General features: G+C 66.9%; 10 protein-coding genes. 9 read left to right on the top strand and 1 reads right to left on the bottom strand.

Going from position 1 to position 12,331, the window contains the following annotated elements:
* Positions 1-193 precede the first annotated feature (193 nt).
* From ACO2RV_RS08905 to ACO2RV_RS08865, 9 genes are all read left to right on the top strand, one after another.
* Positions 194-1,294 (top strand): ABC transporter ATP-binding protein, encoded by a 1,101-nt coding sequence (locus tag ACO2RV_RS08905; protein ID WP_423291976.1) that lies wholly within the window; start codon positions 194-196, stop codon positions 1,292-1,294.
* Positions 1,291-2,445 carry an ABC transporter ATP-binding protein gene (locus ACO2RV_RS08900; protein ID WP_423291974.1) on the top strand — a complete coding sequence of 385 codons (1,155 nt, stop codon included), beginning with the start codon at positions 1,291-1,293 and terminating at the stop codon, positions 2,443-2,445. Before ACO2RV_RS08905 ends, ACO2RV_RS08900 begins: the two co-directional genes overlap by 4 nt.
* Positions 2,446-2,481: 36 nt before the next feature.
* Positions 2,482-3,882, top strand: coding sequence for an ABC transporter substrate-binding protein (locus ACO2RV_RS08895; protein ID WP_423291972.1), 1,401 nt, complete (start codon positions 2,482-2,484; stop codon positions 3,880-3,882).
* Positions 3,883-4,058: 176 nt separating this feature from the next.
* Positions 4,059-4,982, top strand: coding sequence for a carbohydrate ABC transporter permease (locus ACO2RV_RS08890; RefSeq protein ID WP_423291970.1), 924 nt, complete (start codon positions 4,059-4,061; stop codon positions 4,980-4,982).
* Positions 4,983-5,146: 164 nt separating this feature from the next.
* Positions 5,147-5,983 carry a carbohydrate ABC transporter permease gene (locus tag ACO2RV_RS08885; protein WP_423291968.1) on the top strand — a complete coding sequence of 279 codons (837 nt, stop codon included), beginning with the start codon at positions 5,147-5,149 and terminating at the stop codon, positions 5,981-5,983.
* A 10-nt stretch (positions 5,984-5,993) separates the two neighbouring features.
* On the top strand, positions 5,994-6,965 hold the full coding sequence (locus tag ACO2RV_RS08880; protein WP_423291966.1) for an acetamidase/formamidase family protein: 972 nt from the start codon (positions 5,994-5,996) through the stop codon (positions 6,963-6,965).
* 174 nt (positions 6,966-7,139) lie between these two features.
* Complete coding sequence (locus ACO2RV_RS08875) at positions 7,140-7,637, top strand: hypothetical protein (RefSeq protein WP_423291964.1); 498 nt, start codon at positions 7,140-7,142, stop codon at positions 7,635-7,637.
* A 38-nt stretch (positions 7,638-7,675) separates the two neighbouring features.
* On the top strand, positions 7,676-9,238 hold the full coding sequence (locus ACO2RV_RS08870) for a GMC family oxidoreductase (RefSeq protein ID WP_423291962.1): 1,563 nt from the start codon (positions 7,676-7,678) through the stop codon (positions 9,236-9,238).
* Positions 9,239-9,248: 10 nt separating this feature from the next.
* A complete protein-coding gene (locus ACO2RV_RS08865; protein ID WP_423291960.1) occupies positions 9,249-9,956 on the top strand; it encodes a phosphoribosyltransferase in 708 nt (235 codons plus the stop codon).
* Here ACO2RV_RS08865 and ACO2RV_RS08860 read toward each other — a convergent pair.
* A complete protein-coding gene (locus ACO2RV_RS08860; protein WP_423291958.1) occupies positions 9,953-12,241 on the bottom strand; it encodes a xanthine dehydrogenase family protein molybdopterin-binding subunit in 2,289 nt (762 codons plus the stop codon). The two genes, ACO2RV_RS08865 and ACO2RV_RS08860, sit on opposite strands and share 4 nt — an antisense overlap.
* Between the last annotated feature and the right edge of the window lie 90 nt (positions 12,242-12,331).

The raw sequence follows: 12,331 nt of genomic DNA, 5'->3' as shown, positions 1-12,331 counted from the left end.
AAATATCGAGGCTGGCGCGGCGTCGCAGGCCGTCGCTCACGTTCGCGGCAGGCCGCCGCCGAACGGCCACTTATTTAAGCAGCAGCATAACAGCAAAACGGTATCAAGGCACCAGAGATATAGAGTGTCTATACACCAGCACACTTTGGCACAGAACTTGGATTGATCATCGGCATAGCTACCGGAGTGCCCGATGTCGTCCATCGCTTTCGAGTCCGTCTTCAAGCGTTACGGTGAGGTCGATGCCGTCAGGCAGCTCGACCTGGCCTGCGACGCCGGGGAGATGCTTGCCCTGCTCGGTCCGTCCGGCTGCGGCAAGTCGACCACGCTGAAGATGGCGGCGGGCATCGAGAGCGTCAGCGAGGGCGAGATCTGGTTCGGTGAGCGTCCGGTTTCCCGCCTCGCGCCGGGCGAGCGCAACATTGCCATGGTGTTCGAGGACTACGCGCTCTACCCGCAGATGACGGTGTGGGAGAACGTCGCCTTCCCGCTGAAGGTACGCGGCATCACCGGCCAGCCGGCAGCCGAGCGCATCGGCGAGGTGCTGCAACTGCTCGGCCTGCGCCAGATGGCGGATCAGGGCGTGAAGGGCCTGTCCGGCGGCGCCCAGCAGCGCGTGGCCATCGGGCGGGCGCTGGTGCGCGACCCGGAAGTCATCCTGTTCGACGAGCCTCTGTCGCATCTCGACGCCGACCAGAAGGTGCAGCTGCGCGCCGAGATCAAGCGGCTGCAGAAGCTGCGGCAGGTGACCTCCATCCTCGTCACCCACGACCAGACCGAGGCTATCGCCATGGCCGACCGCGTGGCGGTGATGAACCATGGCGTGTTGCAGCAGGTCGGTGCGCCGCAGGAGCTTTACGAGCGCCCGGCGAACCTGTTCGTCGCCAATTTCATCGGCGAGCCGCCGATGAACCTGATGACGGCGGAGTTCGCGGAGGCTGGGCGCATCATGGGGGCCGGCTGGTCGGCCGTGCTCGATCCGGCGCGATTGCCGGCGCTGACTGCGGGCAGCGGCGCCGTGGTTGCCGGCATCCGCCCGGAGAACATCGCTGTCCGCGCGCCCGACAAGGCGGGTGAGGCGCGCGGCACCATTGTCTATCGCGAGCCACGCGGCGATGCCGACGTGCTGACCGTCGCGCTGGAGGCTCCTGGCGGTGCGGTGGGCAAGCTGGTGGCCGAAATCGCCGGGCCCTCGCACTGGCGCGCGGGCGACCGCGTCGCGCTCGGCATCGATGTCACCAAGCTGCTGGTGTTCGACGCCGAGAGCGGCCGCAACCGGGAGGCGCTGCAATGAGCGCGTCCGCCATGCCGGGCCTGTCGGCGCGCGGCATCTCCAAGAGTTTTGCCAAGGGCAAAGGCGAGGTCGTCGCCGCGTTGCATGAGGTCGGCATCGAGGTGGCGCCGGGCGAACTGCTCGCCATCACCGGCCCCTCGGGCGCCGGCAAGTCCACGCTGTGCCGCATCCTCGCCGGGCTGGAGCGGCCGGATGCCGGCACCGTCACGCTCGGCGGGCGCGATCTCGCCGGCGTGCCGCCGCAGCAGCGCCGCGTGGCGCTGATGTTCGAATCCTATGCGCTCTACCCGCACCTCACCGTGCGCGGCAACGCCTTGTCGCCGCTGCTGGCGCCCGGCGGCCGGCTCGACCCGGCGGCGGCAAACACGCGGGTCGACGAGGTGCTGGAACTGCTGGAAATCCGCCATCTCGGCGAGCGCCTGCCGGGTGCGCTCTCCGGCGGGCAGAAGCAGCGCGTGGCGCTGGCACGGATGCTGGTGCAGACGCCCGACCTCTATCTGCTCGACGAGCCGATCTCCCATCTCGACGCCAAGCTGCGCCACAAGCTGCGTGGCGAAATCCGTCGCCGGCTCGCCGGCCAGAGCGCGCCGAGCGTCTGGTCGACGCCGGACGGCATGGAGGCGCTCTCTGTCGGCGACCGGGTGGTGGTGATCGACCAGGGCCGCGTCGAGCAGGTCGGTACGCCGGAGGAAATCTGGCAGCGCCCGGCCAGCGCGCGCGTGGCCAGGCTGCTCGGCGACCCGCCGATGAACCTCGTGGAGGGCAAGCTGAGGAGCGAGGGCGGCACGCTCTATTTCGCCCGTCGCGACATTCGGCTCGCCTTGCCGCCGGTGCTGTCGTTCGCCGCTGCCGGCATGCCGGGCGAGGACATCATCCTCGGCGTGCGGCCAGCCGATATCGGCTTCGCGCCGCCCGATGCGCCGGGCGCGGTCGGGGCCGAGATCTATTCCAACGAGCCCTTCGGCAAGCACGCCATCGTCACGCTCGATCTCGGGGCGCTGCTCGCCAAGGCCAAGACCACAATGGCCACCGCTTCCGCCCTCAGCGAGGGCGCGAACGAAGGCATCGGCCGCAAGGTCGGACTGCTTTTCCCGCACGATGGGCTCACGCTTTTCGACGGGACCACGGGCCGCGCGCTGCCCGGCAACTGAAGAAGCCGCTGACGACAAAAACAGAGGGAAAGAGCGATGAAGAGCAGGTTCTGGTGTTTCGCCGCCGCCTTGGCGGCCTCGACGGGGCTGATGGCCGCCGTCGTGCCGGCGCAGGCGGACGACACGTCCTTCTACGCCGAGGCGGCAAAGCCCTATAAGGGCACGACCATCCGCGTGCTCGACGAGATCACGCCGCTGCAGGAGACGCTGTCCAAGATCGTGCCGGATTTCGAGAAGGAAACCGGCATCAAGGTCGAGTGGGAGCTGCTCAACCATTTCGAGGTGATCAACAAGGGCCAGGCCGACATGCTGTCCGGCCGTGGCTACTATGACGCGATCATGCTGCACGGCTTCCAGCTCGGCCCGATGATCTCGGCCGGCGTCATCCGCCCGCTGAACGACCTCACCTCGAACCCGAAGCTGGCCAATCCCGGCCTCGACACGGCGGACTTCATCCAGAACCCGTTCAAGACCGCCGCCTTCGTCGGCGACAAGCAGTATTCCTTCATCAACTGGAACTACAATCAGGTCTATTGGGCGCGCGCCGACCTGCTGAACAACCCGGAAGAGAAGGCCGCGTTCAAGGCCAAGTACGGCTATGAGCTGGCGCCGGCGACCACCATCGAGCAGATGCGCGACATCGCCGAGTTCTTCACCCGCAAGAAGGGCGCGACGCTCGCCGGCAAGCCGCTTGAAAGCGATTTCTACGGCATCGTGCTCGAAGGCATCAAGGGTGGCTCGACCTTCCCGACGCTGTGGAACAACTTCATCAAGAACTATGGCGGCAACCTGATCGACGCCGACGGCAAGCCGAATTTCGACACGCCGCAGACCGTCGCGGCGCTGAAGATGTGGCACGAGCTGTGGAAGTTCGCCCCGCCCGGCATCGCCGAATACTCGCTGGTCGATGTGCCGACCGTGATGGGCAATGGCATCGCCGCGCAGTCCATCGCCTGGTCGGACTTCGTGCTCGGCATCGACAAGAAGGGCGTGTCGCCCTACGCGGGCCAGTTCGTCTACGGCCCGATCCCGATCAAGGCCGGCTCGAAGGAGCGCTACGCCGAGGCCGAGCCGTCGGTGACGGTGATCAGCGCCGCCTCCAAGAGCCCCGAGGCGACCTTCATCTTCCTGGAATGGCTGGCCGACAAGAAGCAGCAGGACAAGCTCATCGCGCTGGGCGAGGGCGGCGTGCCGATCCGCGAATCCTCCTGGGCGCTGCCGGCGATCACCGGCGCGGCCAACAAGACGCTCTACACTGCGATGAAGTCGACCCTCGACGTCGCCGAGGCCAAGCCGAAGATGCCGAAGTTCTACGAGATCTACGACGTCATGAGCGGCGTCGCGCAGGAGGTCGGCCTCGGCAAGATCACGCCGGAAGAGGGCGCCAAGAAGGGCCAGGCGGAACTCGTCAAGCTCTGCACCAAGTGCCTGCTGTGACCTGACTTTCTTCTCCCTCTCCCCGTGGGGGAGAGGGATGGGGTGAGGGGTCTTCTTTCGTGTCCGACCGTTCGCCCCTCACCCTAACCCTCTCCCCAATGGGGAGAGGGAATGAAAGGCGGCCTCACCCCGACGGGGAGAGGGAATAAGTGCAAGAACGAGCGGTGGAATCTTCTATGACGAGTGCCAGCGAGACAATGGAGACCCCGGCGCGCGACGCGCCCTTGCCGCGTGAGCGGTTCTGGTATCCCTATCTGCTCATCGCCCCGTCGATGATCATGCTGGTCGTGGTCTCGCTGGTGCCGTTCATCTACACGATCTATCTGAGCTTCCACGCCGCCAAGTTCGGCCGCGTCACCGACTTCGTCGGCTTCGACAATTACGCGGTGCTGCTCACGGATGCCCGCTTCTGGAACTCCATCGGCGTGGCGGCCACCTTCGTCGTCATCGCTGTGCCGATCGAGTTCATGCTCGGGCTCGCCGGCGCACTGGTGCTGAACCAGAATGTGCGCGGGCGCTCGCTGCTGATCCCGTTGCTGTTCATGCCGACCATGATGGCGCCCATCGTCGTCGGCCTCTTATGGAAGATCATGCTCGCGGGGTCGTGGGGCTTCCTGTCCTACAACGTGCTGGAGCGCTTCGACATTCTGCCCGGCACCTCGGTGTTCGCCTCGCCCGACTACGCGCTCTACGCGCTGATCTTCGTCGACATCTGGCAGTGGACACCCTTCATGATGCTGGCCTTCTTCGCCGGCCTGCAGGCGCTGCCGCTCGGGCCTTATCGCGCCGCCGCGGTGGACGGGGCCAACAGCTTGCAGATGTTCTTCCACATTACCCTGCCGATGATGACGCCGCTGCTCGCGGTCATCGGCCTCTTGCGCTTCATCGACGCCTTCAAGGTGTTCGACACGATCTACATCCTGACCGGCGGTGGGCCGGGCATCTCCACCGAGACGCCGTCCATCCTCGCCAACAAGATGACCTTCGAGTTCTGGAACATCGGCGAGGCCTCGGCGCTGGCCGTGCTGGTGTGGATCGCCTTCTTCGCCTTCTGCTCGATCTTCTACCAGATCGCCAAGAAGAAGCTGAACGCCTTCTGAGGACTTACTTTCTTCCCTCTCCCCAATGGGGAGAGGTGGCCCGCGCAGCGGGTCGGTGAGGGGATTTCGCGCTTGCGGAGCGTGGAAGGCCCCTCACCCCAACCCTCTCCCCGACGGGGAGAGGGAGTCGGAAATCAGGCTCTCTGAACGGGAGAGGAGTAAACATGGCCGCAGCCGCCGACCGCCCCGAAGGTTCCAAGGGCTATTTCTGGACCAGCGTGACCGTCGTCTACGCCCTCATCGTGCTGTTTCCGATCTACTGGATGGCGTCGATGATGGTGAAGCCGAACGACGCCATGTTCGCGCGCCCGACGCAGTTCCTGTTCACCCCGACGCTCGAGCATTTCGAATATGTGCTGGCGCAGGGCTTCCACTGGTACCTGCTGACTTCGTTCCTGCTCTGCACCGTCTCGACCGCGCTGGTGGTGATCATCGGCACGCCGGCGGCCTATGCCTTCGCGCGCTTCGAGATGCGAGCCAAGGACGACCTGTTCCTGTTCATCCTCGGCTCGCGCATGGCCCCGCCCGTGTGCCTCGTCATCCCGTTCTACCTGATCTTCGCCAAGGTCGGGCTGCTCGACACCTTTCTCGGGCTCACGCTGGCCTACATGACGTTCAACCTTTCCTTCTACATCTGGGTGCTGCGCTCCTTCTGCCGCGACCTGCCGGTGGAATTGGAGGAGGCGGCGGCGCTGGAGGGCTGGTCGCGTCCGCAGATCTTCCGCCGCGTGGTGTTTCCGCTCTTGCGCAACGGCATCGTGGCGACTGCCGTGCTGTGCTTCATCTTCGCGTGGAACGAATTCCTGTTCGCCTTCATGCTCGGCGGCAAGGCGGTGCAGACGCTGCCGGTCTCCATCCCGAAGCTCATCACCTCGCAGGGCGTCCGCTGGGGCGAGATGGCGGTGGTCGGCATGACCGCGCTGCTCCCCGTGCTCGCCGTGGTCTTCGTCTTGCAGCGGCACATCGTGCGCGGGCTGACGCTCGGCGCGGTCAAGGGGTGAGGAGGTTCTGATGGCGGAACACTATCTGCCGGCACAGCCCGGCACGGTGAACTGGGGCCAGTGGGATGCGAGCCTGCCGCCCGCGCTCATGATCAAATCCGGCGACACGGTGGTCATCGAGACGCTGTCCGGCGAACCCGAGGACATGCCGGACCCCGCGCTCGGCTTCACGCCGGTGCCGGGCCAGGCGGAGGTGTTCGCCAGCACCTTTCGCGGCCCCGGCCCGCACATGCTGACCGGACCGATCTTCATCGAGGGCGCCGAGCCCGGCGACGTGCTGGAGGTTCGGCTGAAGGACATAAAGTTCCGCGCCGACTGGGGCTGGAACATCCAGATGCCGTTCTGGGGCACGCTGCCGGAGGATTTCCCGGATCTGCGCCGCCTGCACATTCCCGTCGATGCCGCGCGCGGCGTTGCCACCATGCCGTGGGGGCAGGAGCTGCCGCTCGAACCCTTCTTCGGCAATTTCGGCGTGGCGCCGGCGCCGCAATGGGGGCGGCTGTCCTCGACCGAGCCGCGCGTGTTCGGCGGCAACATGGACAACAAGGAACTGGGCGTCGGCTCCATCACCTATTTCCCCGTTTTCACCAAGGGCGCGCTGTTCTCGGTCGGCGACGGTCATGGGCGGCAGGGCGATGGCGAGGTGTGCCTCACCGCATTGGAGACCGCGCTGACCGGCACCTTCGAGTTCCATCTGCGCAAGGACATGAAGCTCACCACGCCGCGCGCGGAGACGGCCGACAGCTGGATCACCATGGGTTTCAACGTCGACCTCGACGACGCCGCCAAGGAAGCCCTGCGCGACATGATCGTGCTGATCCGCGAGGCGTCCGGCCTCTCGGCGCAGGACGCCTACACGCTGTGCTCGCTCTGCGCGGACCTTCGCGTGACCCAGACCGTCGACCTCAACAAGGGCATCCACTGCGTGCTGCCAAAGAAGTATCTGCCGACCGCGTTCCACCTGAAGGAGCACGGTGGTTGATGACGGTTGCCTTCTCCCTCTCCCCGTCGGGGAGAGGGCTGGGGTGAGGGGCCTTCGATGCTCCGCCATCGTGTCACCCCTCACCGACCCGCTTCGCGGGCCACCTCTCCCCAATGGGGAGAGGAATTGAAATCACCGCTCGCACCGGCGAGCCGGATTGTCAGGAGCCTTACGATGTCCGCCGTCACGGCCCATAAAGACCCCAAGCTGCCGCCTCCCGTGGACCTGCCGGAGGATGAAAGCTGGGTCGGTGCGCTCTCTTTGTTCGACGCGCATGCGGCCGAAACGCTGGTCGCGGCGGTGCGTACGCTCTACCCGCATGACGGGCTGCCCGAGCGCATCTACCGCCGCACCGTGTTCCATTTCGACGCCATGGCGGCGAAGGCGCCCGCGGCGGCGCAGTCGTTCGCTGAATTCGTCGACCTCGTCGACGGCGCCTTGCCGCTGCCCTTCCGCGAGCTGTCGGAGAGCTACCGCGTGCAGGTGCTGAAGGGCGTCGAGGGCACCTCGGCCTTCCGCCTCGTCCAGCGCTCGGCCGTCCGCTTCCTCTATGACGACATCGAGGTATGGCAGGCCTTCGGCTATGAAGGCGCGTCGGTCCATCTCGGCGGCTATGTGAACCGCGGCTTCAACGACCTCGACTGGCTGCCCGATCCGCCGTCCGGCGTCTGATCGCGAGCCCCTGCGTCCTGATTTCGGAGCGACATTCCATGACGGCCTACGAACTCGACGACGATGGCGTCGTCGTCATCATCGGTTCCGGCGCGGGCGGCGGCACGCTCGCCAACGAGCTGGCCCAGCGCGGCGTCAAAGTGGTGCTGCTGGAAGCCGGCAAGCACCTCACCGCCGACGACTTCGTCAATGACGAGTGGGGCGGCTACGAGATGCTGTCCTGGCTCGACAAGCGCACCTCGTCCGGCACGTGGCGTGTCGCCAAGGACCATCCGCTGACCCCGAGCTGGAGCTGCCAGGTTGTGGGCGGCACCACCACGCACTGGTCGGCCTGCTGCTACCGCTTCATCGAGGACGAGCTCAGGGCGAAGACCGTCTATGGCGACATTCCCGGCGCCACGCTGATCGACTGGCCGATTACGCTGGACGAACTGAACCCCTATTACGACCTCGCCGAAGCCAAGATGGGCGTGACCCGCACCAATGGCCTGCCCGGTCTTCCCGCCAACAACAATTTCAAGGTGATGTATGCCGGCGCCAAGGCGCTGGGGCTCAATGTCTCCACCGGCCGGCACGCCATTAACAGCGTGCCCTATGACGGGCGGCCGGCCACCATCCAGGACGGTTTCACCATCACCGGCGACAAGACCGGCTCGCGCTGGTCGACGCTGAATGTCGAGATCCCGCGTGGCCTCGCGACGGGCAAGCTGGAATTGCGCCCGCAGGCGCGCGCGGTCTTCATCGAGCATGACGCCGCCGGCAAGGCCTGCGCCGTGGTCTACGTCGATGGCGCTGGCGTCACCCAGCGCCAGAAGGCGCGGGCGGTGGTGCTGGCCGGCAATTGCGTGGAATCCTCGCGCCTGCTGCTGCATTCGAAGAGCGCGCGTTTCCCGGACGGTCTCGCCAATGGCTACGGCCATGTCGGCCGGCATTATCTGCGCCATCTCATCCAGACCGTGTGGTCGACCTTCGACAAGCCGGTGCACATGCATCGCGGCGAGATCATGGGCGGCATGATCGACGATTTCGTGCGCCACGATCCCTCGCGCGGCTTTGCCGGCGGCTACTATATCGAGATGAACTCGATGGGCCTGCCGACCACCGCCGCCTTCATGGACCCCGGCTGGTGGGGCCGCGACTTCGCCTCGGTGATCGAGCAATACTCAAAAATGGCCGGCATCTTCATGTCCGGCGAGGACATGCCGCAGGCGGACAACCGCATCACCCTGACGGACGAGCTCGACGCCTATGGCGTGCCGGTCGCCAACATCCATTATGACGACCACCCGAACGACCTGAAGCTGCGCAGCCATGGCTACAAGGTGCTGACTTCGATCCACAAGGCGGCCGGCGCGAAGCGCTCGGTCGAGGCGCCGGCCTATCCCGCCAGCCACAATCTCGGCTCCAACCGTATGGCGGGCAAGGCCGAGGACGGCGTGCTTGACGGGAATGGGCGGGCATGGGAGGTGCCGAACCTGTTCATCGCCGACGGCTCGAATTTCGCCACCGGCGGCGCCTGCAACCCGACGCTGACCATCGTCGCCCTCGCCATCCGGCAGGCGGATTTCATGGCGGGACGGATGGCGGCGGGCGAGCTCTGAGGCCGGAAAGGTGTCCGAAGACTTCACCGAACCGACGCTCGCCTACTGGCAGGAGCTGCATGACGCGGTGCCGGCGCGGTTCTCGCCCACGCCGCCCTACCGCTTCGGCTACCCGGTCACGTTGCCGGACGGGCGCATCCTCGTCCTGCCGCTACGCCGCCTGCCGGACGGCAAGCATGCCGTCGCCTCGCTGATCGCCAACCAGGCCTCGCATGCCGTCGTCGCGGCGCTGGCGGAGGCGATGGCGAACGAGGCGAGGGGGCTGGGCGCGCAGATCGTCATCGGCCTGCCGACGCTCGGGCTTGCCTTCGCCGCCGAGGTGGCGGAGCGGCTCGGCCAGCCTCGCTATGTCCCGCTCGGCTATTCCCGCAAGTTCTGGTACGCCGACGAACTTTCCGAGCCGGTCTCCTCGATCACCAGCCCCGAGGCCGGCAAGCGGCTGCGGCTGGATCCCAATCTCCTGCCCCTCATTGAAGGCCGGCGCATCGTGCTGGTGGACGACGCCGTCTCCACCGGGGCGACCGCCATCGCCGCCTGCCGGCTGCTCGCCCGTGCGGGAGCGCATGTCGCCGGCATGGTGGTGGCGATGAAGCAGACCAATCGCTGGGTGGCGGCGATGGCGGGCGTGCCGGTGCGCGCCGCCTATGGCTGCCCGCGCTTCGTGCTGCGCGAGGATGGCTGGTGGCCGGAGGAGGGGACGCTGCCGGTCGTGCCTTAGCCCCGCGCCGTCGTGATCGCCTCCCACACCCGCGAGGGCGTCAGCGGCATGTCGAGCTCGGTGATGCCGAGCGGGGCGAGTGCATCGATCACCGCATTGACGAAAGCCGGCGGTGCGCCGATGGCGCCGGCTTCCCCCGCGCCCTTGATGCCGAGCGGATTGGTGGTGCAGGGCGTGTTCTGCGTCGCGACGGAAAAGAACGGCAGATCGTCCGCACGTGGCAGGCCGTAATCCATGAAGGAGCCGGACAGCAACTGCCCGCTCTCGGCATCGTAGACCACGCGCTCCAGCATGGCCTGGCCGATGCCTTGCGCGATGCCGCCATGGATCTGCCCGCTCAGCACCAGCGGATTCAGCGTACGGCCGAAATCGTCGACCACGGTGTAGCGCTCTATGCGGATGGCGCCGGTTTCCGGGTCGACCGCGACCTCGCACACATGCGCGCCATTAGGGAAGGTGCCGGCGAGCTGCTCGAAATCGCCGACGCCCATCAGCCCGCCGACCTGTGCGGCGATGTCGAGCAGGCCGACATGCCGGTTGGTGCCCGGCACGCGGAAGGCGCCGTCGTCGAATTCCAGCTCGCGCGTGTCGACCTCCAGGTGCTTTGCCGCCGCTTCGCTCGCCTTGGCCAGCACCGCGCCGGTGGCGAGCTTGAGCGCGCCGCCGCCATGCACCATGGAGCGCGAGGCGACCGTGCCGCCGGCGGAAGGGATCGGCTGGTCGGTGTCGCCGGTCTTCACCGTGATGCGCGCGGGATCGATGCCGAGCGCCTCCGCGGTCATCTGCACATAGGTGGTCTCGTGGCCCTGGCCGGTGGACTGGGTGCCGACATGCACGGTGACGCGGCCGTCGGCGCCGATCTCCACCGCCGCGCCTTCCTTGCCCGGCACGCCGGTGCGCTCGATGTAGTAGCCGAGGCCGATGCCGCGCAGGAGGCCATCGTCCTTGTTCCGGCGCCCTGCAAAGCCGTGCCAGTCCGCCTTGTCCAGCGCGCTGCGCATGACATGGGCGAAGTCGCCGGAATCGTAGCTCACCCCGGTCGCCGTCTTGTGCGGCATGGCCTCGGGCGCGATCATGTTGCGCGCGCGCAGTTCCTCCGGCGGCAGGCCAAGTTCGCGCGCGGCTTTGTCGACGATGCGCTCGATCAGATAGGCCGCTTCCGGCCGCCCGGCGCCGCGATAGGCGTCCATCGGCGCGTTGTTGGTGTAGGCGATGCGCACATCGGTAGCGACGACCGGTATGTCGTAGACGCCCGGCGCCATGGGCGGGCCGGACAGTGTGGGGCAATAGACGCCGAAGGCCGAGAGCGCGCCGCCGGCGCTCGCCAGCGTCTCCACCTTCAGCGCGGTGAAGCGGCCCTCCGCGTCGAGCCCGAGCCGGGCGGTCGACTGATTGTCGCGGCCCTGCGTGTCGGAGAGGAAGGCCTCCGCCCGGCTCGACTGCCAGCGCACCGGCCGCCCGAGCTTGCGCGCGGCATAGAGCACCAGTGCCTGCTCGGGATAGGGGATCGCCTTCATGCCGAAACCGCCGCCGACATCCGGCGTGATGACGCGCAGCTTGGCGGAGGGCAGGCCGAACACGCCCTCGAACATGAAGTCGCGGATCATGTGGCTGCCCTGGCTGCCGGTGACGAGGGTGAAGCTCTCGCTCTCCGTGTCATAGAGGCCGATGGCGTTGCGCGGTTCCATTGAGGAGACGACGATGCGGTTGTTGACCAGCGCCAGCTCGACCACGCGGTCGGAGGCTGCGAGCGCGGCATCCGCCGCCTCCACGTCGCCCAGCCGCCAGTGCAGCGCGAGATTGCCGGGGGCTTCCGCGAAAAGCTCGGGTGCACCCTCGGCCAGCGCGCTCGCCGGCTCGACCACGGCCGGCAGGTCCTCGATGTCGAGCATCACAGCCTCCGCCGCCTCCAGCGCGGCGCGCGCGGAAGTGGCGACGACGAAGGCGACCGGCTCGCCGAGATAGCGGACCTTGCCGCTGGCCAGCAGCGTGTGTGCGGGCAGCGGCATGCGCCCGCCCTCCGCATGGTCGAGCACGATGATGACGGGGAGCGAGCCGATGCCGTCGGCCACCAGTTCGTCCGCGGTATAGACGGCGAGCACGCCGTCCATCTCGCGGGCTATGCTCGCATCCACGCCGTTCAGCACGCCATGCGCGACGGGAGCGCGCACCACGGCGGCATGGAGCTCGCCCTCATAGCGGAAATCGTCGGTGAAGCGGCCAGTGCCGGTGATGAAGCGCATATCCTCGACGCGCCGGAAGGGCTGGCCAACACCGAATTTCATCGTTCCCGCTCCACGTCGCTTGCCTGCATATTGGCCAATGATACTATTTGTGCAAAGATCAGCACATATCGTACGATAATGTCTATATCC

This window comes from Ancylobacter sp. VNQ12 (assembly GCF_049445835.1).
Taxonomy (GTDB): domain Bacteria; phylum Pseudomonadota; class Alphaproteobacteria; order Rhizobiales; family Xanthobacteraceae; genus Ancylobacter.
The sequence above is the reverse complement of the archived record's forward strand: the minus strand, read 5'-3'. Positions and strand labels throughout refer to the sequence as shown.

Coding starts and splice junctions, on each gene's coding strand:
- ACO2RV_RS08890 (WP_423291970.1), top strand. CDS start 4,059: ATGACGAGTGCCAGCGAGACAATGGAGACCCCGGCGCGCGACGCGCCC.
- ACO2RV_RS08880 (WP_423291966.1), top strand. CDS start 5,994: ATGGCGGAACACTATCTGCCGGCACAGCCCGGCACGGTGAACTGGGGC.
- ACO2RV_RS08895 (WP_423291972.1), top strand. CDS start 2,482: ATGAAGAGCAGGTTCTGGTGTTTCGCCGCCGCCTTGGCGGCCTCGACG.
- ACO2RV_RS08875 (WP_423291964.1), top strand. CDS start 7,140: ATGTCCGCCGTCACGGCCCATAAAGACCCCAAGCTGCCGCCTCCCGTG.
- ACO2RV_RS08860 (WP_423291958.1), bottom strand. CDS start 12,241: ATGAAATTCGGTGTTGGCCAGCCCTTCCGGCGCGTCGAGGATATGCGC.
- ACO2RV_RS08900 (WP_423291974.1), top strand. CDS start 1,291: ATGAGCGCGTCCGCCATGCCGGGCCTGTCGGCGCGCGGCATCTCCAAG.
- ACO2RV_RS08870 (WP_423291962.1), top strand. CDS start 7,676: ATGACGGCCTACGAACTCGACGACGATGGCGTCGTCGTCATCATCGGT.
- ACO2RV_RS08905 (WP_423291976.1), top strand. CDS start 194: ATGTCGTCCATCGCTTTCGAGTCCGTCTTCAAGCGTTACGGTGAGGTC.
- ACO2RV_RS08885 (WP_423291968.1), top strand. CDS start 5,147: ATGGCCGCAGCCGCCGACCGCCCCGAAGGTTCCAAGGGCTATTTCTGG.